The sequence below is a fragment of the Bacillus salitolerans genome (genome assembly GCF_042680805.1).
Classification (GTDB): Bacteria; Bacillota; Bacilli; order Bacillales; family SA4; genus Bacillus_CJ; species Bacillus_CJ salitolerans.
Map to the genome: position 1 here is coordinate 114858 of NZ_JBHUEM010000045.1, position 26150 is coordinate 141007.

Below are 26150 nucleotides of genomic sequence, written 5' to 3' on the forward strand. Positions count from 1 at the left end.
TCAATTACCTCATTTCTTACTTAACAGGAAACCCCATTTCCTTTAATAATCGTAATGAAACGTGTTTAGTATTCGTTACGTGAAGGTCAATTCCAACACAAGATGGACATCCCTCCTCACATGGACAATGCTTTATCACATTTTCAGCTTCCATTACAATCTCTTCAATCCTATCGAAAAGCTTTTCACTTAACCCGATTCCCCCAGGGTAGCGATCATATAAATAAATCGTAGGTTCACCGCTGTGAGTTGACTTCACTTGGGGGACAATATGTAAATCGGCAGGATCACACATCACTAATAATGGAGCAATATGTCTCATCGCATGTGAAATTCCGATTAGCCCCTGCTCGAGCTTTTGCTCCGAGTAGTCTTTGTTATCTTGAAATGAAATCCACGCAGCATTTGTGTGAAGCTCTTCTTCTGGTAAATGAATCGGGCCTGACCCTATATTCTCATGTGTTTCAAATTTAATCTTTTTAAAAATAGTAGCCATAGCTGAAACCATCACATCACCATAACCTACTTGCAAATCTGCTATAGTTCGCTTCTTATCTTCCTCAAGCACCTTTAGCTGTACCGCCAAGTTCGCATCTGTAAAATAATCTACATCTACTTCCCTTACAAATGCTTTTTTCTCTTCCCAATCTAGTTTTTCAACTTGATATTGAATACCTTGGTGTAGGTAAATAGCCTCATCGTGTAATAAAGTCATGGCACTGAATCGATCCATCTCACCAATTACTTTTACATCCGCTACATTCGAAATATCAATAATGACAACGTTTTCTTGTGATGCCGAGCGCAAACTTATGTTATGTGCTGGAAACGAGTCATTCATCCAGAACCATCTATTTGATTTGTAATGAAGTACTTTTTCCTCTGTTAAGAAATCTAGAATATCTTCTAACTCAACACCACCAAACGTATCGCCTTTTTTAAAGGGCAATTCATATGCTGCACATTTAATATGATCAAGAAGAATAACAAGGTTGTTTGGATTAATTCGTGCAGTCTCCGGATTTTGCTCGAAGAAATAGGCGGGATTCTGAATAATATATTGATCAAGAGGACTAGAGCTCCCGACCATAATAATCAATGCCTCTCCTTGTCTTCTACCCGCTCTACCTGCCTGCTGCCAAGCACTCGCAATTGTGCCTGGATAACCTGTCATAATACAAACCTGAAGCTGGCCAATATCCACACCTAGCTCTAGAGCGTTCGTACTAACAACGCCATATATATCACCTGATCGTAAGCCTCTTTCGATTTCCCTTCGTTGTTTAGGTAAATAGCCCCCTCTGTAACCACGAATGGACTTTTCTCCTAGCTGATGACTTACAAGCTCCTTTAAATACGTTAATATTATTTCTACTCGAACCCTGCTTCTTGCAAAGACAATCGTTTGGATTTTAATTTTAAGAAATTCTCCAGCAAGATCCTTTACTTCTAGAGTGGCACTCTTCCTAATATTTAGGGGCTTATTGATGATCGGAGGATTATAGAAGGCAAAGTGCTTTCGGCCAGAGGGAGCACCGTTATTTTGAATGTGCTCCATCCTTTCACCGGTTAATTGTTCTGCTAGCTCCTTCGGATTGGCAATTGTAGCTGAAGTACAAATAAATTGTGGGTTTGTTCCATAAAATTTGCAAATCCTTTTCAAACGCCTAATTACATTCGACACATGACTACCAAAGACACCACGATACGTATGTAATTCATCTATTACGATATATTTAAGGTTCTCAAAAAGTGAAACCCATTTTGTATGGTGAGGAAGAATAGCTGAATGAAGCATATCTGGATTCGTTATCACAATATGTCCAGCTTTACGAACCTTTTGCCTTATTGATGGTGAGGTATCTCCATCATACGTGTAGCTGTTGATTTGAACACCTAGTTGATCTATCAAATCATTTAATTCACTTTTTTGGTCTTGAGCTAACGCTTTTGTCGGAAACAAATACAGGGCTCTTGCTTCTTCATTTTCAAGGATAGATTGAAGAACCGGCAAATTATAACATAAGGTTTTCCCCGAAGCGGTAGGGGTTACTGCAACAAAATTTTCACCTCGCTTAATCGTTTCGTACGCAGATACTTGATGAGAATAGAGCTCTCTTATTCCTCGGTCATGTAGAGCTTTTTTCAGCCTTTCATCCACTGACTCAGGGATGCAGCTCGTAATCGCTTTCCTCGGCTCAATTGTTTGCCAATGTACGATGTGTTTGTTCTTTTTAAGTTCTACTATTATATCCTGCATAGACTTTTTACCAAACAGGTTCATTGTTTTCACCTCAATCATTCTACTAATTCTATTTTACGAATAAATGTTCGTTTCGTAAACTAACAATATTTGAGGTATTCTCGATTTTCTAAACCCTAAAAAAGCAAAATAAAAAAGACTACTAAATTGTAATCTTACCAAAAGGGATAATTATTGATTTTTAAATTTCTAGCTTCAAATTCTTCTGACAACATTGCAATAAAATCTAGATCTAAATCAAGTTTGATTGCCTGTATATATGCTTCGATTAGTTCTTCGTCTGGAATATTCAAAACCTTTAACACCCTCAACATTCAAATCATTAATAACAACCAACTATTATATTAAATGATGCATTATTCGTTATCAAGTTTATTTTCATAGATAACTCTGAACAGAATCCCGCTAGTTTGAATGGTTTAACGCAAATTTAGCTAAGATAAGTGAGGTCTAGTTAATATCTACTTGTACGGAGTGAATATTTCGATCTACAACTGTTTCTAACCTATCAAAATTGTCTACAATCTGCTTCGACTCTAACCTTTACTGTGTCAAACTATCAACAATAACCATGTTCATTTCCGAAATGATATGATAGTATCATGCTATTATGTAGAAAGTGCTAATTTCAAATGAAGGATGTGGCAAAATGAGACGCTTAAAATATGCAATCCCTATTATGATTATTGTATTTTTTCTAGCAAATAGAATACTTAATCACAATTACGCTGAATTAGCAGATGACACAAAACTATTCATTGCAATAGGTGGATCGGTGTTTTCGGGAATAGTCTCATTCTTCATGTTAGCTGAAGAAAATGAGAAAAAAACTCGGGATTAAAACGGGGTATTAAATTATTAAATGGCTAGGAATGACCTCCAATAGATTCAAGAACCTTCTGTTTTTGAACCTATTTGGAGGTCAATATAGTTGGTGCATTTAAAAGTTGTTCTTTCGTTATACCCACTAATGCTTAAATAACATTTGAAATCGACTTAATGTAGATTGCTCGATTATTTATTCTTTTAGAGCAAGTAACCGTAACGAATGAACATATGGAAAATTAGTTACTTCTTTTATATAAATACTCCTTGCTTCTTCTCCAAACAGCTTTCGTGTTAATTGACTTAATGGACCAATCGCCTTTTTAAGATATCCCATATTTTCTACTAACCTTTGATAAAGATTGTTTATCAATCGTGAGAAGAGGTCCTCTTCATCCAAGTAAAGGAAACCATCATTCCCAGCTGTACTAACAAGCTTTTTCATCAATATTTCATGAAATACATTTAATTCTCATGGTCACTTAAAACGAATTAAATTTGCTCATGTCGCCATTCTTCATTCAACGTAACGGTTCATTACCTACTCATACCCCTTATCTTTAGACTTCTACTAATTAGGTACCAGGTTGAACTTCCCTTTCTATCATTGTTTCAGGATATCCATAAGAGCCATGCTCACTCAAATCCAAACCGATAATTTCATTTTCTTTTGTCACACGAATACTTCCCATAACAGCTTTCATAACTTTTAAGATTATATATGAAACGACAAATGCATATAATCCAGAGCTTACCACCCCTAAGGCTTGAACTCCTAGCTGTGTAAATCCACCACCATATAATAATCCTGGTAATCCTGTATTTATTGCTGCAAGCTCGGGAGTAGCAAAAATGCCAGTAGATAACGTCCCCCAAACACCAGCCACTCCGTGCACAGAAAGCGCAAAAATCGGATCGTCAATTTTTGCTTTTTCAAAGAATTTCATGCTATAAAATACAATGAGCCCACCGATTAAACCAATGATAACGGCGCCCCATGGTGCAACAAACGCACAAGAAGCTGTAATCGCAACAAGGCCCGCTAAAGCTCCATTTAGAGTTGTCACAATATCCGCTTTTCCTGTTACTGCCCAAGCAGTAAATAGTGCAGCAACAGCACCAGCAGACGCAGCGAGTTGGGTATTTAGGGCCACATATCCAAAAAAGGCACTATCAACACCGAAAGTACTTCCTGCGTTAAAACCGAACCAACCAACCCATAGTACCAAAACTCCAAGTGCTGTGAACACTTGATTATGTCCTGATAATTCATTTGATGAACCATCTTTATTATATTTTCCTATCCTTGGTTTCAGAATAAGGGTTGCTGCTAAGGCTGCCATTGCCCCTGTTAAATGAACAACAGTCGAACCAGCAAAATCCTGTTTACCATATTCCGCTAACCAACCTCCTCCCCAGATCCAATGGGCGACCACTGGATATACCGCAGCGGAAAATATCAATGCAAATAGTACATACGTTGATAATTTTGCCCGTTCAGCAAATCCTGCAAACGCAATAGTTAGGGCGATAGTTGCAAATGTTAGCTGGAAGAAGAAATCAACCGATCCGGCTAAACCCTCACCCATTGTTGTAAAGTCACCATAGAAAAAGCTACTTAATCCAATAAATGCATTCCCTTCACCATAAATGAGCCCATAACCAACCGCCCAAAAAACGAGGGAAGCCACTCCAACTGTAAATACCGTCTTTCCAGCAATGTGACCAGCATTCTTCATTCTTGTGGAGCCTGCTTCTAATAGGATAAATCCTCCTTGCATAAATAAGACTAATACCCCAGCTATTAATACCCATAAATTGTTCATTAAAAAAATGACATCCTTCATAATATCTTCCTTTCGTGTTAGATTTTATTACATATATGCACCTCATTATACAGTCAGAATTTTCAGATACAACAACATTGTAAGATTTTCTAACATGGTTTTTCATTTCCAATAATTAAATAACCATAATAATGGTTAAGAATACTTACTTTCCGTTACAATCATCTGATATCAAAAACTAAACACCAGAAACTTATGCTTTCTTTACTTATAAAAAAAGCTCTAACTATAGAAGTTAGAACTAAAGCGGTTTATTTTTTCTATTGAAATGAGCATTCATTTGACCACGAATCATACTCTTTTTAATATTATTTTCTTTTTCTCTATCCTTATGCTTATTCATCTCTCTTCGTAATTCAGTGGTTTGAATCCCATCCTCCATTTTATTCGCTATCTCCACTAAAATCTCAACATCAGAAAAAGAGTATTTCCTAGTTCCGCGATCTGTTCTTTTCGGGAAAATTAATTTTCTTTCTTCATAATAACGAATTTGCCTTTCACTCAGTCCAGTAAGTTCACTAACAACCCCAATCGAAATGACTTTTTTCGTTAAATAAGATTGTTTACTAGGATCCACAATAACCCACCCCTTTTCAAGATGATATATCCACTATGTATTAAAAATACAATTCCCCATCGAACTATGTTAGTTTTTATTACATGAATATTAACACAATTCCATTTATTGTGTTAGGTTTTTTTACATGTAATAGAAATTAACAAGAAGTTTTTTATAATGTATAAAATGATGGTATATTTCACATGGAAAAGAGGGGTGTGAAAGCGGCAAATCATTTAAGAAAGGCTGTAGAAAATAGGGAGGAAAATTATATAAAATAATAGTAGAGTCAGGTGTTTATAAAGATACAGAACTGCTCAACAAATATACGCTATGTGAACTCAAAAGAGAATATCATTTACTTGTAGGAGTAAAAGAGGTGTAGATTTTCCTAGGGCTCACCAAAAAGTCTAGGAGACTAACCTTTGTAGTCCCTCTTATTTTTAGTTGTTACACTTGTCTGTTAATTGCTCTCCAGGTACTGCACTTTCCGCGGGCAGTACCAGTACGAATGACCCCAGGTTTCTATATCTATCTGTCTCTATTCAAACACATATTCATAGTTGTGACCCTCTAATATATAATAGATATAATGACGAATGACTTGGGAGAACAAGGATGATAATAAATATTGATTGGAAACCAGATAAAACTTCGAAAATACCCATCTATATACAGATAAAAGAGTATATTCATAAAAAAATAATCAATGGTGAATGGACAGTCGGGATGAAGATACCTTCTCAACGTAAACTAGCCGAATTACTCGAGGTAAATCGAAGTACCGTCATGAACGCTTTTGAGGAATTAATAGCTGATGGATTTCTCGAGGGGAATACCGGAAATGGAACAAGGGTAAAAAACAATCTATGGTCACTATTCCAAACCACCTCACCCCCTAACTGGAATCATTATGTTGAAAATGGGATTTACAAGCCAAATTTACCGACCATACAAGATATACATAAAGTGGAACCTCAAACCAATATTATACGCTTAGGAACAGGTGAACCTTCTCCTGAAATGTATCCAAAAGACATAATGGGAGAAGTACTGAAAACACTCTCTACCAAAATAGAAATAATGGGATATGAGGAGGAAAAAGGGTTACCTCAGCTACGTAAGCAGCTTTGTCATTATCTTGAGACACTTGGAATCAATGCTACACCTTCTTCTATCTTAGTTGTATCGGGAGCTCTTCAAGCCCTTCAATTAATTTCATTAGGATTATTAAGAGGTGGTTCCACCCTTTTACTCGAAAACCCCTCATATGTAAACTCACTTAATGTTTTTCAATCACTTGGTATAAAATTAGCTAATATACCAATGGATCGGAATGGAATGGACACCTCTTTTATCAAATCGTATAAAAGACGGTATAATGCTTCATTGGTATACACAAATCCGACCTTCCATAATCCAACCGGAAACGTGATGACACTTGAAAGGCGTAAGCATTTATTAACAGTATGTGAGGAAGAACAATTACCAATCATCGAGGACGATGTTTACAGGGAATTATGGATTGATACACCTCCACCACCGGCACTTAAATCAATGGATAATAATGGTAGTATTTTGTATATAGGTAGTATTTCAAAGGCATTAAGCCCTGGACTACGGATTGGTTGGATTGTTGGTCCAGAACAGGTCATTAATCGACTTGCAGATATTAAAATGCAAACAGATTACGGCTCTAGCTCATTATCTCAGTGGGCCGTTACCGAATGGTTAGAAAGCGGAAAATATGTAAAGCATTTAGAGAGCATGAGAGAAGCTTTACGATTGAGAAGAAGCACAGCCATTCGTGTATTACAAAATGAGTTCGTAGATATTGCGGAATGGACTGTTCCATCAGGGGGTTTTTACATATGGCTAAGACTTCCTCCCACGATCTCAATAAAGGAGCTATTTTACGAGGCTTTAGCATTTGGGATATTATTAAATCCAGGAAAATTGTATGACGAACAATCATTCCACTACCTCAGACTGTCCTATTCTTATGCTTCATTGTTCGACTTAGAAAAGGGAATAAAAAAACTTGGACAGATCATTCGAAAGTTAATAAATAACTGATTCATCATTTGAAAAAGCAATCACCAGTTGACTGGTAATTGCTTCATTTTTTTCTACAAGCTTATTTGTTATTTATATTCTAGATGCTTATGATCAAATATATTTTCATTTGAAGATCTTATTAAAATAAAGTGGTTTACATTATCTAATCCATGTAAATGAGCATTATGATGAGCAATAATTTGTTCGGCTGTTAATTCTTTATTATCAGTCGTTGAATGTCCATCGCTAACAAGTGTGACATCATAGCCAAGTACTGTCGCTCCTCTTGATGTTGTGTCTACACAATACTCTGTTTTCATTCCGGTGACTACTAAATGTTCAATGTATTGGTTTTGTAATGTTTCATGAAGATCCGTTAAATGGAATGCATTTGTTGCCTTTTTAGTAATGACCCAATCGTTCATACTAGGAGCAATACTCGGATGAATCTTAAACTCCTCCTCATTATCACTTCCAACATCTAAATCTTGAATATAAATGATTGGAACACTCAAATGTCTCGCATGATGAATTACTTCTTTTATGACTCTTAATGTCTGTTTTTTTTCGTAAATTGGACCAATAGATGGACCTTCAATAATTCCAACTTGTGCATCAATAACAAGTAAAGCTGTTTTTCCCATTAGTCATTCCTCCGCTTAGGGGAAAAAGCTAAACCTTCCTATTCCCCCTAACAAAATTAGAACTTACTTTTAAATTCTTCTTATTTATGTTTTCCATACTCATCACTCCTGAATTAAACATTCACCTGCAGGTTTATTCTACAATAAAAAGATATGAAATGCTTCAAATACTTTCCATCTTAATTTCTACCGATAATTAAACCCTTACCTATACACAGCTTTTCCTCCATGCATACCATATAGTACGCCTTTTAAAAGGAGGTGATATAAGTGAGTGGATACGGATATGGTGCAGGCTTTGCACTAATCGTTGTATTGTTTATCCTCCTAATTATTGTAGGTGCGGGTGGATATTCTGGTGGTGGATATGGCTATTAATTAGAAGAAACCGGGGCTGATTTTTTCGGCTCTGTTTTTTCTACTTATCTTTATTTATCCGTTTAAAAATTAAAATTTACCAAAAATTTCTTGACTTAAAGATATTATATAATACAATTAGGATATAAATTGTCGTAATTAAACGGAGGGATTTCATGTGCGTCCATCTAAATCCGATTTCACTTTTCAAAAAATACATTCATTATTAGGAGTTATACCTGTCGGCGGATATTTGTTTGTTCATTTTTTAATCAATTATCAAGCAACTAGAGGTGAAGATTCATTTAATCAAACAGTTAAAATTGTTGAATCATTCCCTTTCCTATTATTCTTGGAAGCCACTCTCATCTATTTACCTATCTTATATCACGCAATTTATGGGTTATACATTGCATTTAAATCAAAGCATAATATCAAAAACTATAGTTACTTTAGAAACCAAATGTTTTTTGCCCAGAGAATAACAGGTATTATTACCTTTATCTTTATTGTTTGGCACGTTTGGGAAACTCGTGTTCAGTATGCCCTTGGACATGTCGAATTAGATTATAAAATGATGGCTAATATCTTTGAAAATCCTTTTATGGTTGTTTTTTATCTTGTTGGAACAATTAGTGCCATCTTTCATTTTTCAAATGGATTATGGTCATTTTTTGTTCATTGGGGAATTACCATCTCACCTAAGTCTCAAAATCTGATGACTTGGATTTCATTGTTTATCTTTTTCATGATGACCTATATGGCCATCCGTACAATGGTTGCATTTATATAAAGTATAATGATTGTCCATAAAATCTATTCTTTGATATAATGGCAAAAACTCAAAGTGCGGAGGTTCTATTTTTGAAGAACTCACTAAGTTACGAATATGCTCTCCATAGTTTAATCGCTATGGCATTATTACCAGAACATATGAACATTACGATAAAACAACTTTCTTTCATGCTAGGTGTTACCAACACTTATTTAGCTAAGATTTTTACACAGCTAGGGAAAGCTGGATTAATAAGTACTTCATTAGGGAGTAAAGGTGGAATTAGTCTAGCTATACCAGCAGAAGACATAACCTTTTATGATGTGTATTCTGCCATAAATGGAAAGGGGCACATGTTTCAATGTGCAAATATTCGCGGCTTATCAAGAGGACTTGAAGTTCTTCCTGGCATGTGTGAGGTTCACAGTACCATATGGGAAGCCGAGAAGCAGATGTTTGATCGTTTGAAAATGACAACGATAAAAGATATGGCAACTATCGCAATGAAGAATAATAAACTAGAAGATGAAAATACTCGTTACGCATTGGTCAAGCAATTAATTACTGCTTATGAAGACTCTTTAAACAACTAGATATAAAAGTATAACTTCTCCCTATTCTACACACTTTATTAATAAATGATAAAAGTATGGTTATGGAGGAGAAGCAAATGGAATCAAATCAACAATTTAATGAAGTTCTTGAGGCTGTTCATTCTGCAGAAGAGGCCGTGTATCATGCGCAAGCTAACTCAAATCCAGAAGATTTCCAGCAAGCTGACCAGAAGGTAAAATTAGCAAAAGAAAAGGTTCATGCAGCACAAACTAAACTCCCGTTAGATAATGCAGGATTAAATCATCGATTGCACCAAGCACAGGAGCATTTAAAACACCTAGAGGAAGCTGAACAATCTTTATTGGATCGTTAACAAAGCTGAACAATATGTTCAGCTTTTTGTTTCATTCGAAACGGATTTCTTCTCAAGTTTAAGTAGTCTACTCATTAGAATATCCTTCCAGGCAACCGCTAGGTCTTTACTATTCAAGATTTTTCTTATACCTTCTATATTTTTCTTATCATGAAAATACACTTCATTTGTATATTGAACAGAAACTGCATTTGGATTTCTTTCTATCAATGACACTGATGAATCTTCATATATCCATCCTTCTTTTAGTACCCTAGCTAAAAACCCCGTATAGCCTGTCTCAACTAATTTCGATAAAAGTGATTCGACCCCATTATATTTAGATAAAGTATTACATGGAATTCTTGACTGTGTTATTTGAATCTTTGCCTCTCCAATTTGATAAATATCTCCTATCCAAACGTTTTCTTCAGACAATCCAGAAATAGTTAGATTCTCACCAAAACCTGGTATTTTCAGGTGTTTATTAAATTCTTTATTCCATTTTTCATAGTGCTCATAGCAGTAGCAGAGGATAGCTCGATCTAGACCACCATGAAACTTAGTAAGTTGAACTCCATCTCCAGTAAAGCCTTCTTTTGTAAGGTATGCTTTCGGCACACTTACTTTCCCTACTCCAGATTGTCTTGTCTCCTCATTCTCTAGATCAATTTTTTTAGGTAGACCAATATTTAAAGAAACCAGCTTTGCTTTTTGGTACAAGATGCTTACTCCCCCTTAGTTTATAATCTCCTTCATTCATTAAGAAATTACCCATCCATGAATGACGAATTCATTTTTAGTTGTACAACCTCGGTTACGTGCATACATATGTACAAGTCACTATCAAATTATACAATAATCATTCAGAGGTGTTAACATGAGCGTTTTTTTAAGCTATATATTTCTTGGTCTTTCGTTAGCAGCCCCCATTGGGCCAATAAATGCTGCACAACTAGACAGAGGAATAAAAAACGGTTTTTTTCATGCATGGTTAATTGGACTAGGATCGGTTGTGGCAGATATCATATATATGTGTTTAGTTTATCTAGGTATGGTTCATTTTATCGAGATACCAATTGTTAAGGCATTTTTGTGGTCATTCGGTTTTTTTGTACTGACTTATACAGGTATTGAAAGTATGATAAGTGCTGGTCAAATTGGAGTAACTACAAGAGGTGAAGTGGAATCAAAGATAAAAACTTTTTTGACAGGATTTCTAATGGCATTATCAAACCCTTTAACAATCCTATTCTGGCTAGGGATCTATGGTTCAATCATCGCTAAGACCGCCTCCAATTTTACAATGAACCAATTAGCAACCTATAGCTTTGCAATCATTTTAGGATTACTATTATGGGACGTGTCGATGGCAGCTTTATCAAGCTCATTTAGAAACTTACTCACAACGAAATTACTTAAAATCATTTCTATTTTGTCTGGTTTATCCTTAATTGGATTCGGGTTATACTTTGGAATTCAAGCCTACCTAATTATATTTTAGCATATTGGACATTCACCCATGCCCAATCCCTCTAATACAGTATTGTGTAAAGGAGGCTAGGGTATGGGATATTTGTATAGCAAAGAAGATTTCACACAGAATTTGTCTAATCTTACGGACTGGCAGCTAAATGCATTTGATTTGTTTTCAACCAAACTTAGTGATAAGGAAAGAAAGTTCCCTTGTATTCCTGCTACCCAAGGATACTTTTCGAATCAACTTCGTTATGGATTTGTCGATGACCCTAGAAAAAAAACCAGTGGACAACAATTAGCATATTTATTAAAGAAATACACTCAAAAGTCCAGAGAACTTGGAGATTATACATCACTTATTATCTTCTGTGATACTCCACTTGATCTAATCAAAACATCAACTATTGTTGATTATGAAAATATATTTTGGTCGTTACTAAACGAAACAACAAAACACGATATAAAAGACTGGCCAAGCGATATTCCTACTGATCCTAATCACCACATATGGGAGTTTTGCTTCCACGGGGAACAATATTTTGTTTACTGCGGGACACCAGGCCATGTTCAGCGACAAAGTCGAAGTTTTCCATATTTACTACTTGCAATTACACCAAGATGGGTACTAGAAAAGTTTAATTCAGGTTCAAAACATGTAGGTAAGGTAAAAAAATCAATTCGGAAAAGATTGCAGAAATATGATTCAATCCCAGCACATCCTAACCTAAATATGTATGGGCAGAACGATAATTTCGAATGGAAACAATATTTCCTACGGGACGACCAGTCAACTGCTCCATCCTGTCCTTTTTCATATATTCGGAATACCTTAAAATCACTACGAAAATAATCAAAAAAAGATCCCTTGAAAGGATCTTTTTTATGCACCAGTTTTTCTTCGTTGATTATTTGGTTTTTTTGTATGTTGGCTTTTCATTTTAGGTGTGGAGCTTGCTAGTGCATTTGAACCCTTACCTGATTCTTGGTTATTTTTCTTGTTTGCTAATTGTTGTTTAATAGCGTCTTGCAGGCTAATTTTTTTTCTTTCTTCAGTCATTTTATTTTATCTCCTTTAATTTTCAATTAGAGCATCAAACATATTATTATCAATATATCCTTCTGTGTATAATAATATAGAACAAACTAACTGTAAATAATAAATTTTTGTAGGTGATTGAGAATGTTTACAATTCATGACTATTCAGTAGAAGAGATTAAAGATCCTACCGGTATTTTAGCTGGGCACCGATTTGAGTACATATTAAACCTAGAGGTTGACGAAGAGGATGAGCTTTTTTTGGATGATGGGGTAAGTCTAAGAGTGATTCTCGCTGTAGAAGGGAATCATGCACGAATATCACAATATACGTTTCACAATCGTTCGACGAATGCTTATTTAGATTTCGGCCTTGAAGAGGATGAGGAGGAAATGATTCTTTCGTTTTGTATGGAACATATCTCTGAGGCTGAATAAGTAATATGAATAGAAAAGATCCCCATAATTATGGGGATCTTTCTCTTTTAAACTTCTATATTTTTACCATCTTCAAAAATATGATACATTAAGTGTGCCAAATGGTGAATAGGACCGTATTCCTCTTCCTCATGATCCTCTTCGTTTAACTCATCACTAAACTGTAGATCATTTAAGTAAAGGGCAGTAAATTGATAAAAGTCGTTGAGCTCAAATTCATAGCATGCCACTGGGTCTTCTTCTCCTTCTTCATATTGAAGAACAAGATAATGCTCATTACCAGTTTGATCTTCTGCATCAAAAAATACAAAAAAACCAACATTTGTATCTAATTCAAACAAATGTCTTGTACCACCCTCTGTAAGTGCATGAAAGTCTTCTTCTGTCAATTTATTAACAGTCATTGGCTTCATTTGATCCTCAGCATGGAAATTGACCGTAAACGATTTCATATCGATTCCTTCTTTCTGTTAGTATAAGATGATTTTACAATACTATTTTTGTCTATTTAGTCAAGGACAATCCTGATAAATAACGGTATTTATTCTTTCTAGCTTGCCCTTTTCATGATAATGGGCCAGTGTTTTGTGATTAAAGTTGTTTTGTGAACTAATAAAACAAGTCTAAATAATACTCCTATAATCGAAATATTTTTATACGCGATATACCTTGGCTCCCAATGTGTGGCAAACTTTGCTTTATATTTTTTTAAGCCCTTAAATTTGTAAAACACTTCTCCATGATTAAAGATAACTTGTCCAAGTTTTTCATAGAATGAGTTCGAATCTTCGCAATTCCCTACATTTGAAAGTGGTGCCATGCCAAGACTACAATAGTCATAATTCAATTCTTTTGCCCAAAAAAAGATAGAAGTAAATAACACATCCATCGTACCATTTGGACTGTTCGGAATATATCTCATCAAGTCAATATGAATGGTTTTTTCTTGATCTGCTTGATGTGAAGGCAAAGTCGCGAATGCGATTAAGTTATGGTCAGAATTATACATGAGTGCAATTGGGAACTTAGAGACATAATCTTCATGAAAGAAACTTACTGAAAAGCCTTTTTCAGCTCGTTTACCAATCCATTGATCTGACACTTCTTTAATTTCTTCCAGTTGCACTTGGCTATATGGTGGATAAACCACTTTAAATATAAACCCTTCTCGCTGAAATTTATTCCTACTAGATCTTAGCTTCGCTCCTTGTTTGCCTGTAAGAGAGAAATCCTTTAAAGATACCTTTGCTTCCTCTCCAATTTTGATCGTGCGATAAGCATATTGGTCATATAAATGCATATATTTCGCTGATATTTGGTAAAAAACAGGACTTTTAATCTTGTTTTTTTCACAATCTTCCTGCAACTCCCTCATCGCATCTTGAAATAATTGCTCGTCACCAATCGGATCACCTAACACAATCATTCTTTTCCCTTTTTTCTGAAAACTGAAATATACAGATCTTCTTGCTGCCCAATATCCAAATTTATCATTTAAAAACATAAGATGTGATAGTGAATGACCACCATAATTGGTCATAAAGCGAAATAAATCTAAAGAACAGGTATCATGATATAATGTATCACTATACTGTTGACCGAATTTACGGCTAGCCAAAGATAGAAATAGTAGGAAGAAGATACTACTCGTAATAAATACCATGTTGTCCCTCCAAACTATAAAGTGAAAGTGCCCCCTAGTAATTGTAATAGTTCAAAATTATCCTTATAGTCCTCATCCTATTCGAATATGAGTATAGAAATTTATCGAACAAAACTTATTCAAACATACCATAAAATCCTGCTTGTGAACATATTATTTTCTTGGCTCCATTGTGAGAGATTAGAGAACAAAAGGCTCAGGGCGCACCGTTTAGCCTAAGGCAAAGCAAATGTTCTGTCATGAAAAAAAGGGTAGTTTTCCCTTTTATTCATGACAGGTTATTTGACTAAGGAAAAAAGTGATTTTTCTTTTTCCCTCGAGTAGGATGAAATGGCAAAGATCGTCGCCATTTCATCTTGGCTGGGTGCTGAAGCTGGATTCCAAGTCACTAGCCCATTCTCTTGCTGAAAATTTTTTTACTTTCATAATAATTAAAAAAAGGACCTACCGTTTGGTAAGTCCTATCTCCACCTAAGCTTCATTGTAAGTTTACAGCATTCTGTATTCTTAACACTTTCCTGGAAATTTAATGTGATTCCGTCTGGGTTATAGGTTGTATCCACCTTTGATTTTATCCCAGTTGATTGAATTAATTGATCTACCTTTTTCTTATCGGATACTTGTGCTGCAGACATGAGCTCAAAATCAAAATGCTTAGAACCAGCAAGCGCATCTAATACGATTGAGGCGTCCCTCATTAGCCGCTTAAAGGCATTGGCTGATTCATTAAATAATGTTACATCAACTTCTGGAAACTCACGATTCGTATTACTTTGCGCGGTATAAAAAATTGGTTCATACTCTCCCCATTTAACTGGTTGTCCACCGAAGTATTGATAATTTCGAATAGCTGACAATCGTTTCCCCTCCCTTTTTTACTACAATAACAATGTATGTATTGATGCTTGGTTAATGGAACTAAAAACATTTTTTTTTAGAATAGTTTGTTATACAAGGTAGGAATATAACATGAGGGGGTGAAAGCGAAATGACAGGAAACAAAGAGATACCTGATTTCGATTCTTTATCTGACCGTATTATTGCAGAACCGACAAGTGAACCCACTTTTGTCATTAAGACGAACTTGGATCCAAAAAGTAATAAGGAAGAAAACCCATATTATCATCATGATGATTTTTCCGTCACCGCAGAAGAAAAATTCAACCAATATTTCCGCAAATCATAATGGAGTGAGAAGATGGAACAAACATTAGGTTACTTGAGAGAGATTTTGTCAAATTATTTAGATCATCAAGCACAATCCAGACAAATATATGAAAAACTAGAATCCACTCAATACGAGAACGAGCAAGCATTCGTAAGAGCTTTGGACGAAGAAGAAACCTTATATTTAAATAAAATATTACCCGATGAAATTAATCATGCTTTAGAAGAACAAGACTATACAAGAATGTCAGAACTAAACAACGTTTATGAATTACTCATTTAAAAAAGTCGCCTATTATGGCGACTTTTTTCTTTTATACAAATGATGTAATTTCGTGTATTGCTTGTACATATATTGGACTAGATGAACGTTTCTTGGAAGGATGATACCATTGTTTGAAAGGATATTAGCCGTTCTAATTGGAAGTTTTCTTATTGGGGTAGGTGTTAATGCGTTTATCATTCCACACCATCTTATGGAGGGCGGCATGATTGGACTTGGACTTATAGCGAAATATAAATGGGGGTTTGAAACAGGACTCACGATTATTCTTCTGAGTTTTCCTATTTATATTTTGACCTATTTTTACAACCGGTCTTTTTTCTTAAATAGTATTCATGGCTTACTTTTATCCTCGTTTTTTATTGATATTTTATATCCAATTCGAGAATCATTTCAACTTCCCATTTATGTAAGCTCCATAATGGGAGGATCACTAATTGGTATAGGCATTGGATTAATGCTTCGATATAGAACAAGTACTGGTGGACTAGATTTGCTTGCTCAATTTTTCTCATCCATTATTCCCTTAAATGTTGGGTTCATCATTTTTCTATTTGATTTCACTATTGTCGTTTCAGGTAGCCAACTGATTCAAAATTCCTCGCTCCTATATTCAAGCTTAACTGTTTTTTTTGTGGGCGTGTTTACAACATTTTGCACCTATACTTATAGTAAAGAAGAGTAACAATTGATGCATTGTCACTCTTTTCCTTGAATACCTTCTCTTTATTGGAACATGATACAAATAAACTTTGCTTTTAAATTGGAGGATAACTTATGAAAAATGATAAAGTATTTTCTACCAAACAATATAGTAATACCGATATTGAAGAAGTAAAACGATTAAATGCAAATTCAGGATTATCGTATAATGAAGTATTTGCACTTTTAGCTAAAAAATATCATGATGAACAAATGGTAAGTAAAAGGAATGATTAAAGTGGAACAGAAGGGTTCATTTCCTTCTTCTTCCGTTTATTTTTATACTCTATATAAAAGACGAGTAAGAATGAAAATGCTCCTAACCATCTAATGACAGAAGAAAGTGTCATGGCAACGTGAATACCAAACCATTCCAATAAAAATACTCCTACTTGCGGTGCAATACATCCAATTACAGCAATTAGTAAATTATAGTTAGCAAGAAATGATGTTCTTCTTTCATCAGGGGAAACTCTCAGAAGCTGATTAAATAAGAGCATTACCGTTCCTGCAACAAATGCTCCTGTCCATAAATTAACAAAAGTTAAATAATAAAGATTTGTTGATAATATCGTTAAAAAAGGTGCAGTACCAATTCCCATTGATGCAATAAAGAGCATCATTGTATTTCCATAGCGATCTGCAAATACTCCCCACCATTTATAGCTGACAATTTGTGAGACTTGGTTCGCCACTGTAAACAAACTAATCCAAAACGCGCTAGCATGGGCATCATTAATTTGGTAAATGTTAAATAACGGCCACGCCATTTGCCAACCAAAATTGAATAGAATTGCACAAAGTAAAAAGTAGAAATATGGTTTATATGTGAACATGGCAAAAAACATATTGGGATTCATTTGTTTCACTTGCTTCTGCGTCTTTTTCATTTCAAAATGCTTTATTAAATAATATACTTCTAGTACTCCAAATAAAAACCCTATTATAAAAATCCATTGATATGGCACTGGATCTGTTTTTTCAAATACATTTAAGGAAATTCCCGCGATAAAGGTAACGATCATCCCAACGATCGTCAAAATTCTGTTTCTTTCACTAAAAAACTTTCCTCTTCGTTCATCTGGAATTAAATCTCCAATAAATGATTGCCAAGACAATGTTGCTAGCGCATTTGGAAAATTCATTAACCCAATAAAAGCGACTAAGATCCAAGCATGATTTGTCATGGGAATGAATGGAATTAAACTGATTAAAAATAAGCAAAACCTAGCAGCAAACACCGTATAGGCCGTAAACATTTTTTTTAACTCAAGTCTATTGATCCATATTGCGCCAGGAATCATCGCAAGCATCGTCATAAAGGACGGCATCGAGCTGATAAGACCGACTTGAAAGTTACTTGCGCCTAATACCTGTATCGCAAATAACGGGATAAAGCTACTTATAAAGCTTTGTGAGAAAATGGATGCTGCACCATTCCATTTACTTAATGCTTCATTTTTTTTGATTATTTCCATTGAATAGTTCATTGGAGCTCAACTTCCTTCGAATTTTTCTTCGATACTCGAAATGTTTATAGAAGGAGTTTACTCCTGTATTCATAAACTTGCAATATATTTTTTTACTACTATTTAAAGTATTTTTTTATATAAAAAAGTGCCGATTCTTTGAACTGTATTTCTTGAGTAGATGCTTTTGTTTTTCCATAATAGTCTAAAAGGTGGAATATGGTGAAAATCGTTGGATTATTAGATTTTCCGCTCTAAATATCTTAAAAAGTTAAAATGATCGAATTCCACATCAGAGCAGGATTTCTATACCCCCATCTTCCGTTTTTTAGCAACCTAGCGTATTTTTTTATGAAGCTGAAATTATCATTTCTAAAATGAAAAAAGAATGGGGCTTCCACCCCATTCTAAACTTTTGTCTTAAAAAGTGCTCCGACTTGTTTGACCATCCCGTTTAATTGATTTACAGTATTCATCATTTGACCGGCGGTATTCACCATTTTATTAAAATCATAGCCACCTTCCTTCGTCTTGAACTGGGCTAGGATCGATTGCATCCCGCCTTGTGGTGGTTTCGGGGCACTTTGCTGCATGGATTTTGGATATGGCATAAAGAACGGCTGCTGCATATTTGGTTGCCCATAACTAGGTAATTGTGACGCCTGATTTGGCATACCATAGAACCCTTGATTTGGATAGTACATATAATTGTTTTGATTAGATTGAGAATGCCCACTTGGATAAGGATACGAATAACCACTGTAAGGAATTTTATTTTGAACCATTCTTCTTCGATGCTTGTGTCCAAACATGTTTCTTTCCTCCCTAGGTAAATGTCTCATACTACTATTATTATGAGGAAGGAAAGGGAAAGGTGTATTTTTAAATGAATAAAAAAGATCCAACTACTACATAGCAGTTGAATCTTTTCTATATTATCTTCCAATGGCAGTGTCAATTGCTGAGTGGATCGCACCTAGGGAAGTATAAGCAATTGGATTACCATTTGCATCCTTAGGAACTGCGTTAAGGAACGCTTCTGCCGTATTGATTTTTTCTGTTGATGATAATGCTTCATACGGACCATAATTTAACGCATCTAAAGCTGTATTCATTGCCGTTATGCTTGTTGCTCCATTAACGTTACCAATTAAAGTAGCTCGTTCAGAGATTTTCGCATCAATTTCAGAAGTCACAGCCGTTGTATTAGCGAACTTACTATCTGTTTGATCAGCACGTGATCCGAGAATCGATTGTGCAACTTCTAATTTCGCCACTCCTGATAAATCAAGATATGTGGTATGACCTGTTTCAACTGCAAATGTTGTTAATGCAGTTCTCATGTCAGAAGCACTTGTTACAGTGTTTACTGCATGTAAATTATTCACTACATCTAGTGAATCTTGGATTTCTGCTGCTGTTAAATCTGCTGCTTTTGCTGTTTTATCTGCAGCAATTTGGGTTGCATACTGATTTAATAGCGCACTATTAATTGTCGCAGCATTTAAATCAGCAGATGATGTGGCTAAAGAGCTTAAAGCTTTACTAATATCATCATTAGTTGACGCACCAGTTAATGCATTTGCTTGTGTTAATGGAATGCTTTGAATAATCGTTTGAATTTCAGCTGCACTATCCTTATCCGCTGCAAGGGCTCCACCAATAGCTGTTGCATATTCATTTGACAGATTTTCGATGACTGTATTATATTCAAATGCGGTAGAGGCTTTGGATAATCCCGCAAGTGCTGCTAGTACATCAGCATCAGCAGAAGCAGCTGTTAATCCACCAACAACTCCAACAAGGGCTTTTTCTACAGATGTTTGAATTTGTGCAGCTGTTAAGTCGCCTCCTGCCCCATCTGCATCAATTTGTGCAGCAATCTGTGGTAGGAAGTTGTGATCAACTGTTGCAATATCAAAATCCGGTGATGAAACGGACAATGAAGATAACGCTGCTAATATACCGTCATTTGAGCTTGTACCAGTCAATGCATTAGCATCATCAAGCGCAGTTTCTAATGGTAGATTTTCGACTAATGCATTAACGCGTGCTTGTAAATCTGCTTTTGTTGTAACATTTTCAGCATCAGGTTTTACTAAATCAACATAACTTTGTGCAGTTGCGATTTTAGTTGATGATGTAGTGTCACCTTCAGCAGCTGTGACAGCTGTTTGTGCTTTTGACAGGTTAACTGAATCAATGGCACCTTGAACGTTATCAACAGATTTTGTACCTGCAATGGCATTAATAGATGATTCATAGTCAGCAATGAAGTCTACATTAATACGGTCAAAGTAGGTTGACTGTTGCAATGCTCCTAATAATTCAACTTGATTATCAGCATCAATGACTGGTAAAACAGCCTTCACTTTATCAAGTCGTTCTTGAAGAGCAGCTTTTGAAGTCGTGTTATTACTAATACCATCAGGTAATCCATTAATTGAATTCTGAGCTTCTTGAATAAGCGTCTTACTATTATCGGCCGTTAATCCTGTTGGGTTTCCTTCAGCAGATGCAACTTTGTTCGTTGCATCAGTTAAGATTGCATTAACAGCAGGTGAAATCACACTATCTTGAATCGTATCTACTGTTGTCACAGCACCTGTTAATGCAACAGCACTATCTAAATAAGTATCAAAATATACATCTAAATCAACATTTGTCAATAATCCCTTATCTGCTCCATATTGAATCGCCGCATAAAATGCTAGCTGATTAATATCTCCTCGATCATCAGCAGTTGATGGGACAGCCGTGTTAAATTTACTAATTAGATTTTGAGAATAAATAGTCGTTTGAATTTCATCTGCTGTATCAATATCATTTGTAATAGCTGTATCATACTGGGCAATTAAATCATTATTTACATCAGAGAAGAATCCTAACGCTCCACTCAATGCTACATGATTCGTTGCAGCTGTCACGTTTGATACTGCAGTATTAACAATTCCTGTGTTAGTTGCCGCTTGCGCATCAACTCTTGCACTAAGATCCGCTTTAACTGTCTCATCCGTTAATACATCAACCGATGCTCTCGCAGCTGTTTCTAAACCAACAGAAGTTAAGTAGTCAGAATAGCTTCCAACAGTTAATGCTTCATATGCATCTACCGCAGCAGTTGCCGCTACTACATCATCTGGTTCGACTGGATCAACTGGTGCACCCGGTGTAACTTCGATACCTAATCGATCTCTTACTTGTTCGGATAGCTTAGGTTTTACCTCATCCACTTTAAACGAGCGTTGAAGCATTAGAGCAAATTGTGAACGATTTAGTTTACCGTTTGGATCAAATGAAGTGGCTGACTTTCCTTTAACCATTCCTTTATTAAAGAGTACGCCAATTCCTTGTTCATGGCCACTACCAACAACATCATTAAATGGCGTTGTTTTTGTTTCGGCATCAAGGTCAAAAGCACGTGCTAGTACGGATGCAGCCTGTCCTCTTGTGAATACACCGTCTGGATTGAAGTTATCAGCTTCGTTGAAAAGTCCTGCATTTGTTGCAGCTGCAATTTCTTTATAATACATATGAGTTTTTGGAATGTCCTTAAACCCTGGATCTGTTACATTTGTTGTATCAAGCCCAAGAGTTCGAACGAGAATTACAGCTGCCTGCATACGATTAATTTCTTGGTATGGCTTAAATGTTCCGTCATCATATCCTTTAATAACTTCAGCAGTAGATAGCTGTCCAATGGCTGTTCTTGTTTCCTCATCCATTGTTCCAGAAATATCTTTAAAGTTTTGTGCAGCAGCTTGAGCAGCTTGAGCAGTTGGAGCAGCTGCTTCTGCTTTTCCTGCACCAGCTAGAATACCACCCCCAACAGCGAAGGAAGTTACTAGCATTGAACCTACCATAACTTTTACAGTTGCATTTTTTAGATTAGGAAACTTTTGACTGATATAACCCTTCACACTTTTTCTAACATCTTCTTGATCTCCATTAGATCTGGACCCAAACTCCTCTGCAAACTCCGTTAAGTTTGAATCTAAATATACGATGATGGTTGTTTCATTACCTTGTTTCTTTAACTCATGGCGCAAAACATTCACCATAATTTACGTCACCTCTTTATTCATTGTGATTATTCCTTCTCATCTTTCCCAACAATGATGAGAATATGTGCTAATTTTAAAAAATACCAAGATGATTCTTGATTTTTTCATTTTTGAATCACCTTCTTCTATCATCTCCAAAGTTAAACTTTCTAAAAATAAAGTTGACTACTCTTTGAGAAAACGACAAATCTAACTAGTTTATAAGAAAAACGTAAATTTTTGTCGGAAGTTAAAATTTTTTAAAATCAATGAAAAAGAAGTTTATCTGATAAGATGAATGTATCTTTTATTGGGGGGCTTGGTCGAATGAAATTAGTAGAACTGCGAAATAAATTTATTGCACTAAAACAACAAGAACCAATAGAAACAATAGAACTCCTTCAATTTGCTAAGGTATGTTACATCAGAAACGATATTTCAATTGTAGAATACCGAGAAATAGTAAAAGAATTAGAAGTAAAGGCAGATTACACATTGGAAGGACAATTATAAATTTTTACACCCATTTCATGACAGAAGTTACCTTTTGATAAAGCAACATATTTTGCCCTGTAATTCGCACATTAATAATGCACCATATTATGATGAGGAGTGATTGTGATGGGCAGAGGGAAGTCATTTAATCATAAAATCAAAGGGCATGACCATGAATTACCGAAGAGAGGAAAGCAAGTACCTCCAAAACATACAGAAAATGTAGAGTATGCGATTGAACCTGTCGCAAGCTACGGGGATCGTGCCGTAACAATTGAAGTTAAAAAAGATACGGACTAAACAAGAAAAGAGCCTTATTGGCTCTTTTCTTGTTTCTCTAGAAGTTCAATTAAAGTATCGAAAATATATTTATTGGAGCGAATTAGTTCTTTAAACCTCTTCTCCTTTGTATCAGGGAAAAAGGCTTGGACAGACACAGCTTGGATATTTTCGCAAGTACTTTCAATTTGATTAGGATGAAAATATTTAGGTTTTTCAATTTTGATCCAATCCAGAACTTGTGGCTTCCATCGATCTAGAACCTGCCATATTTCATCAGCAGTAGGTTTAACTACACCGAAAAAATCTGCTGGCTCATTTGCGGTCTTGATCTGTGTAAATATTTCACTTAGCTTCTGATTGTATTGTATTAATTGTTTTGTATCTAAATAAAGTTGGTTGTTATCCATTTAATCACCATCATTAACTTATAATACAACTATCATACCCCTGCTATATATATATTTTCAAGCTATCTGCCCATTGCAAGCTTATACACTGGTAAATACGAATCTGATTTGTTCATTTCAAGCTTGTTCATCCTCTGTCTGATATAATGTATCTTTTCCACCTGGGCTAACTTCATTTCGTTAATTTCAATCTCTATATGTTCCTCAATTATTCTCTCAACTACGTCTAAGCTAATAAGGACTTCATCAAATGCCTTCTCAATACAATCTAATGATACTACTTTTGTCATTTGAAAACCCTCCTACAATAAGTGTTTCTTATGTATTCAATATATAGTTGGATGCTCCCTTCAAGGCTGACAAAACTAGTGTCTATTCGCCAAAGAAAGTGGTTTTCGCTAAATTTTTTTTTGCGTTCGACAATAACATTATCAAGAATGAAAAATAGTCGAATGTAAAAACTAATTTAAGGAGGTGGCATCCAACTTGAGCAAAAAGCAGGATAAATCTACTGATACACGTAAACAAGAAGAAACTTCACCAGGATATGGAAATAAAAAGCTAGAAGGACCAAATCGACCTTCAACATAAAAAATAAGCAAGGAACCTTCCTTGCTTATTTTTTATGTTGCCTTAAGTAAGTGTAATAAATACTCATCCAATTCAACAGCAGTATGAAGCTGTTCTTGCTTCTTCATATACCAGTTTGTTATCTTTACTTGTTTTGGTAATTTCTCATGCTTTAACCATTTGTTTATTTGTCTTTTCGTTGCACTCCATTGAAAAAAATAGTCCCTACTGTGAGGAACGACGGTAAATGCTTCTCTTAGCCTCGGCGTGTCTCGAACTTTTTCCTTATAAACATATTTTTCATAGTCATGTCTAGATCCGGAGTGGTCTACTTTTAGTGAAAACTCAGCAAACTGTGAGTAAAGTGAAGGATCAAACAAGAGATTTGCTAACCTCTTTCCCAATCTGATTCGACTATCTAGCTTCCAGAACTCGTGTACAGATAAACCATACAATTCACCCGAAAGAGTTGGAAAGAGAACAAAGCTAAAATGCAATCTGTCTTGCAAAAAAAACAACCATGTATGAAAGACTCTTCGCCTATATACAGGATGCTCGATAACCGGCTTTTGAATTACATTTTGTTCATTTATGATTAAGGAATATAGTAGCCTTGTTTGATCATGTGATTCCCAAAATTTCATCCATTCCTTAACCATAAATGGTGAAACATGAAAAATAGGTAGTAAATGAAATAATGGTCTGTTCAGCTTTTTAGAGGCTGCGTAAAGACATAGTTGTGGAAAAGCATCTGAAAATATGAGCCAATTCGCTCTCTCATAAGTTAGAAATAATCTTCTTCTAAGTTCCTGAGAAAGAACTCTCGGAAGCCAACTACCTTGTAAATCCCCCATACTCCAACCAGCATTCCTTGAAACCATACTCGCTAGAAATGACCACTTAATTTCTTTATATTGTTTATAAAAATCTTCGTAGGCTTTTGTTCTCGTAATATTATCGATATTTCCTTCTCTGGTTTTCTCCTTAATACAATTAATGATTTTTACCTCTTCATTGAAGATATTCCTCACCCCCATCTCTCTCATCCTCTCTAATTAGAATGTACAAAAAGGGCTGAAAGAACCATCTTTATGTTTTTTACAACCTTTCAAAGCAATTTTTTGATATGATACGAATAGGAAACAACCAGCTTATTTAAAACAAGGTACATAATCAATAAAAAATCGAATGTAACTTCTATTGAAGTCAATACGTCTAATAATTGTGCCTCAAAAGAGGAGTGTGAGCATGTCAATACGGTATCCAAACGGTAAAATATTTCAAGGTAGTTCAAACATACCTATAGAAAGTAAAAAAAAATTTTCATATAGTAATCGCGGAATGACCCTCGAAGAAGATATAAATGTAACGAATCATTATTATTTAGAAAGACAAATTGCAGTTATTCATAAAAAGCCAACACCAGTGCAAATTGTAAATGTTGATTATCCCAAAAGGAGTGCTGCAGTCATCAAAGAAGCTTATTTTAAACAAGCTTCAACTACTGATTATAATGGGGTATATAAAGGAAGATATATCGACTTTGAAGCAAAAGAGACAAAGAATAAAACATCATTTCCTCTTCAAAATTTTCATGATCATCAAATACTACATATGAAAAATGTAAAAGCTCAGTCAGGGATATGCTTTGTCATTCTTCGCTTTGCTACAACAGAGGAAGTCTTTTTTCTAGAAGCTGATCACCTCTTTTTATTTTGGGAAAGACAAAAAAAAGGGGGAAGAAAATCGATTTCAAAATCTGAAATTGCTGAAAAAGGTCACATGATTCCTATCGGGTTTCAGCCTAGAATTGATTATATCTCTATTATTGACACATTCTATTTTAAATGACATCTAGAAGGTGAAGTTGAAAGGCAGGAA

At 35.3% G+C, this 26150-nt stretch carries 34 protein-coding genes; 17 read left to right on the forward strand and 17 right to left on the reverse strand.

Annotated features, from left to right (window positions below):
* Positions 1-16 precede the first annotated feature (16 nt).
* Both ACFSCX_RS18305 and sda read right to left on the reverse strand, forming a co-directional pair.
* Positions 17-2284 (reverse strand): DEAD/DEAH box helicase, encoded by a 2268-nt coding sequence (locus ACFSCX_RS18305; RefSeq protein WP_377929682.1) that lies wholly within the window; start codon positions 2282-2284, stop codon positions 17-19.
* 134 nt (positions 2285-2418) lie between these two features.
* Positions 2419-2556 carry a sporulation histidine kinase inhibitor Sda gene (sda, locus tag ACFSCX_RS18310; RefSeq protein ID WP_377929683.1) on the reverse strand — a complete coding sequence of 46 codons (138 nt, stop codon included), beginning with the start codon at positions 2554-2556 and terminating at the stop codon, positions 2419-2421.
* Positions 2557-2912: 356 nt separating this feature from the next.
* On the opposite strand from sda, the gene ACFSCX_RS18315 reads away from it, so the two are divergent.
* Complete coding sequence (locus tag ACFSCX_RS18315) at positions 2913-3104, forward strand: hypothetical protein (RefSeq protein WP_377929684.1); 192 nt, start codon at positions 2913-2915, stop codon at positions 3102-3104.
* Between the two features lie 177 nt (positions 3105-3281).
* Here ACFSCX_RS18315 and ACFSCX_RS18320 read toward each other — a convergent pair whose 3' ends face one another.
* From ACFSCX_RS18320 to ACFSCX_RS18330, 3 genes are all read right to left on the reverse strand, one after another.
* Positions 3282-3533, reverse strand: a complete 252-nt coding sequence (locus ACFSCX_RS18320) for a hypothetical protein (RefSeq protein WP_377929685.1) — start codon at positions 3531-3533, stop codon at positions 3282-3284.
* 130 nt (positions 3534-3663) lie between these two features.
* Positions 3664-4935, reverse strand: coding sequence for an ammonium transporter (locus tag ACFSCX_RS18325; RefSeq protein ID WP_377929686.1), 1272 nt, complete (start codon positions 4933-4935; stop codon positions 3664-3666).
* 241 nt (positions 4936-5176) lie between these two features.
* The gene (locus tag ACFSCX_RS18330) at positions 5177-5512 is read right to left on the reverse strand and encodes a MerR family transcriptional regulator (protein WP_377929687.1); all 336 of its coding nucleotides are present in this window, start codon (positions 5510-5512) and stop codon (positions 5177-5179) included.
* A gap of 262 nt (positions 5513-5774) precedes the next feature.
* On the opposite strand from ACFSCX_RS18330, the gene fbpA reads away from it, so the two are divergent.
* Complete coding sequence (gene fbpA, locus ACFSCX_RS25735) at positions 5775-5879, forward strand: Fur-regulated basic protein FbpA (protein ID WP_465252675.1); 105 nt, start codon at positions 5775-5777, stop codon at positions 5877-5879.
* Between the two features lie 233 nt (positions 5880-6112).
* Positions 6113-7570, forward strand: coding sequence for a MocR-like pyridoxine biosynthesis transcription factor PdxR (gene pdxR / locus ACFSCX_RS18335; protein ID WP_377929688.1), 1458 nt, complete (start codon positions 6113-6115; stop codon positions 7568-7570).
* 68 nt (positions 7571-7638) lie between these two features.
* Here the strand turns inward: pdxR and ACFSCX_RS18340 are convergent, their stop codons facing one another.
* Positions 7639-8196, reverse strand: coding sequence for an isochorismatase family protein (locus tag ACFSCX_RS18340; RefSeq protein WP_377929689.1), 558 nt, complete (start codon positions 8194-8196; stop codon positions 7639-7641).
* Positions 8197-8466: 270 nt separating this feature from the next.
* On the opposite strand from ACFSCX_RS18340, the gene ACFSCX_RS18345 reads away from it, so the two are divergent.
* The 4 genes from ACFSCX_RS18345 (at position 8467) to ACFSCX_RS18360 (ending at position 10256) form a co-directional block, all read left to right on the forward strand.
* Complete coding sequence (locus ACFSCX_RS18345) at positions 8467-8574, forward strand: YjcZ family sporulation protein (protein ID WP_377929690.1); 108 nt, start codon at positions 8467-8469, stop codon at positions 8572-8574.
* A gap of 157 nt (positions 8575-8731) precedes the next feature.
* Positions 8732-9346: a succinate dehydrogenase/fumarate reductase transmembrane subunit gene (locus ACFSCX_RS18350; protein ID WP_377929691.1), complete on the forward strand. Its 615-nt coding sequence runs from the start codon at positions 8732-8734 to the stop codon at positions 9344-9346.
* 71 nt (positions 9347-9417) lie between these two features.
* Complete coding sequence (locus ACFSCX_RS18355; protein ID WP_377929692.1) at positions 9418-9921, forward strand: Rrf2 family transcriptional regulator; 504 nt, start codon at positions 9418-9420, stop codon at positions 9919-9921.
* 77 nt (positions 9922-9998) lie between these two features.
* Positions 9999-10256 (forward strand): hypothetical protein, encoded by a 258-nt coding sequence (locus ACFSCX_RS18360; RefSeq protein WP_377929693.1) that lies wholly within the window; start codon positions 9999-10001, stop codon positions 10254-10256.
* A gap of 18 nt (positions 10257-10274) precedes the next feature.
* On the opposite strand, the gene ACFSCX_RS18365 is transcribed toward ACFSCX_RS18360, so the two are convergent.
* Positions 10275-10958: an MOSC domain-containing protein gene (locus ACFSCX_RS18365; protein ID WP_377929694.1), complete on the reverse strand. Its 684-nt coding sequence runs from the start codon at positions 10956-10958 to the stop codon at positions 10275-10277.
* A gap of 157 nt (positions 10959-11115) precedes the next feature.
* On the opposite strand from ACFSCX_RS18365, the gene ACFSCX_RS18370 reads away from it, so the two are divergent.
* Positions 11116-11739, forward strand: a complete 624-nt coding sequence (locus ACFSCX_RS18370) for a LysE family transporter (protein ID WP_377929695.1) — start codon at positions 11116-11118, stop codon at positions 11737-11739.
* 63 nt (positions 11740-11802) lie between these two features.
* Positions 11803-12564, forward strand: a complete 762-nt coding sequence (locus ACFSCX_RS18375) for a YqcI/YcgG family protein (protein ID WP_377929696.1) — start codon at positions 11803-11805, stop codon at positions 12562-12564.
* A 30-nt stretch (positions 12565-12594) separates the two neighbouring features.
* Here ACFSCX_RS18375 and ACFSCX_RS18380 read toward each other — a convergent pair whose 3' ends face one another.
* Positions 12595-12771: a hypothetical protein gene (locus ACFSCX_RS18380; protein WP_377929697.1), complete on the reverse strand. Its 177-nt coding sequence runs from the start codon at positions 12769-12771 to the stop codon at positions 12595-12597.
* Positions 12772-12894: 123 nt separating this feature from the next.
* On the opposite strand from ACFSCX_RS18380, the gene ACFSCX_RS18385 reads away from it, so the two are divergent.
* Positions 12895-13188, forward strand: a complete 294-nt coding sequence (locus ACFSCX_RS18385; RefSeq protein ID WP_377929698.1) for a DUF6509 family protein — start codon at positions 12895-12897, stop codon at positions 13186-13188.
* Positions 13189-13235: 47 nt separating this feature from the next.
* Here ACFSCX_RS18385 and ACFSCX_RS18390 read toward each other — a convergent pair whose 3' ends face one another.
* The 3 genes from ACFSCX_RS18390 to ACFSCX_RS18400 all read right to left on the reverse strand — a co-directional run bounded on the left by ACFSCX_RS18390 (position 13236) and on the right by ACFSCX_RS18400 (position 15708).
* On the reverse strand, positions 13236-13640 hold the full coding sequence (locus ACFSCX_RS18390) for a cytosolic protein (RefSeq protein WP_377929699.1): 405 nt from the start codon (positions 13638-13640) through the stop codon (positions 13236-13238).
* A 98-nt stretch (positions 13641-13738) separates the two neighbouring features.
* Positions 13739-14851, reverse strand: a complete 1113-nt coding sequence (locus tag ACFSCX_RS18395) for a phosphatidylglycerol lysyltransferase domain-containing protein (RefSeq protein ID WP_377929700.1) — start codon at positions 14849-14851, stop codon at positions 13739-13741.
* Between the two features lie 461 nt (positions 14852-15312).
* Entirely contained in the window at positions 15313-15708 is a 396-nt protein-coding gene (locus tag ACFSCX_RS18400; protein WP_377929701.1) for a YuzC family spore coat inner layer protein, read from the reverse strand.
* 131 nt (positions 15709-15839) lie between these two features.
* Here ACFSCX_RS18400 and ACFSCX_RS18405 point away from each other — a divergent pair, with 131 nt between their 5' ends.
* From ACFSCX_RS18405 to ACFSCX_RS18420, 4 genes are all read left to right on the forward strand, one after another.
* Positions 15840-16037 carry a hypothetical protein gene (locus tag ACFSCX_RS18405; RefSeq protein ID WP_377929702.1) on the forward strand — a complete coding sequence of 66 codons (198 nt, stop codon included), beginning with the start codon at positions 15840-15842 and terminating at the stop codon, positions 16035-16037.
* Positions 16038-16049: 12 nt separating this feature from the next.
* Positions 16050-16301 (forward strand): sporulation protein, encoded by a 252-nt coding sequence (locus tag ACFSCX_RS18410; protein WP_377929703.1) that lies wholly within the window; start codon positions 16050-16052, stop codon positions 16299-16301.
* A gap of 100 nt (positions 16302-16401) precedes the next feature.
* Positions 16402-16986, forward strand: coding sequence for a YitT family protein (locus tag ACFSCX_RS18415; RefSeq protein WP_377929704.1), 585 nt, complete (start codon positions 16402-16404; stop codon positions 16984-16986).
* Positions 16987-17078: 92 nt separating this feature from the next.
* A complete protein-coding gene (locus ACFSCX_RS18420; protein ID WP_377929705.1) occupies positions 17079-17240 on the forward strand; it encodes a hypothetical protein in 162 nt (53 codons plus the stop codon).
* On the opposite strand, the gene ACFSCX_RS18425 is transcribed toward ACFSCX_RS18420, so the two are convergent.
* The 3 genes from ACFSCX_RS18425 to ACFSCX_RS18435 all read right to left on the reverse strand — a co-directional run bounded on the left by ACFSCX_RS18425 (position 17237) and on the right by ACFSCX_RS18435 (position 22533).
* A complete protein-coding gene (locus ACFSCX_RS18425; RefSeq protein ID WP_377929706.1) occupies positions 17237-18493 on the reverse strand; it encodes an MFS transporter in 1257 nt (418 codons plus the stop codon). The two genes, ACFSCX_RS18420 and ACFSCX_RS18425, sit on opposite strands and share 4 nt — an antisense overlap.
* A gap of 386 nt (positions 18494-18879) precedes the next feature.
* Positions 18880-19284: a YppG family protein gene (locus ACFSCX_RS18430; protein ID WP_377929707.1), complete on the reverse strand. Its 405-nt coding sequence runs from the start codon at positions 19282-19284 to the stop codon at positions 18880-18882.
* 123 nt (positions 19285-19407) lie between these two features.
* Complete coding sequence (locus ACFSCX_RS18435; protein WP_377929708.1) at positions 19408-22533, reverse strand: S-layer homology domain-containing protein; 3126 nt, start codon at positions 22531-22533, stop codon at positions 19408-19410.
* A 309-nt stretch (positions 22534-22842) separates the two neighbouring features.
* Here ACFSCX_RS18435 and yppF point away from each other — a divergent pair, with 309 nt between their 5' ends.
* Together yppF and ACFSCX_RS18445 are read left to right on the forward strand one after the other, a co-directional pair.
* Positions 22843-23028, forward strand: a complete 186-nt coding sequence (yppF, locus tag ACFSCX_RS18440) for a YppF family protein (protein ID WP_377929709.1) — start codon at positions 22843-22845, stop codon at positions 23026-23028.
* Between the two features lie 108 nt (positions 23029-23136).
* Positions 23137-23310 carry a hypothetical protein gene (locus tag ACFSCX_RS18445; protein WP_377929710.1) on the forward strand — a complete coding sequence of 58 codons (174 nt, stop codon included), beginning with the start codon at positions 23137-23139 and terminating at the stop codon, positions 23308-23310.
* A 14-nt stretch (positions 23311-23324) separates the two neighbouring features.
* Here ACFSCX_RS18445 and ACFSCX_RS18450 read toward each other — a convergent pair whose 3' ends face one another.
* The 3 genes from ACFSCX_RS18450 to ACFSCX_RS18460 all read right to left on the reverse strand — a co-directional run bounded on the left by ACFSCX_RS18450 (position 23325) and on the right by ACFSCX_RS18460 (position 25306).
* Positions 23325-23699 (reverse strand): YppE family protein, encoded by a 375-nt coding sequence (locus ACFSCX_RS18450; RefSeq protein ID WP_377929711.1) that lies wholly within the window; start codon positions 23697-23699, stop codon positions 23325-23327.
* Between the two features lie 62 nt (positions 23700-23761).
* Positions 23762-23989, reverse strand: a complete 228-nt coding sequence (locus ACFSCX_RS18455) for a hypothetical protein (RefSeq protein WP_377929712.1) — start codon at positions 23987-23989, stop codon at positions 23762-23764.
* A 333-nt stretch (positions 23990-24322) separates the two neighbouring features.
* Positions 24323-25306: a DUF2515 domain-containing protein gene (locus ACFSCX_RS18460; protein ID WP_377929713.1), complete on the reverse strand. Its 984-nt coding sequence runs from the start codon at positions 25304-25306 to the stop codon at positions 24323-24325.
* A 211-nt stretch (positions 25307-25517) separates the two neighbouring features.
* Between ACFSCX_RS18460 and recU the strand changes: the two genes are divergently transcribed.
* Entirely contained in the window at positions 25518-26120 is a 603-nt protein-coding gene (recU, locus tag ACFSCX_RS18465; RefSeq protein ID WP_377929714.1) for a Holliday junction resolvase RecU, read from the forward strand.
* Positions 26121-26150 lie beyond the last annotated feature (30 nt).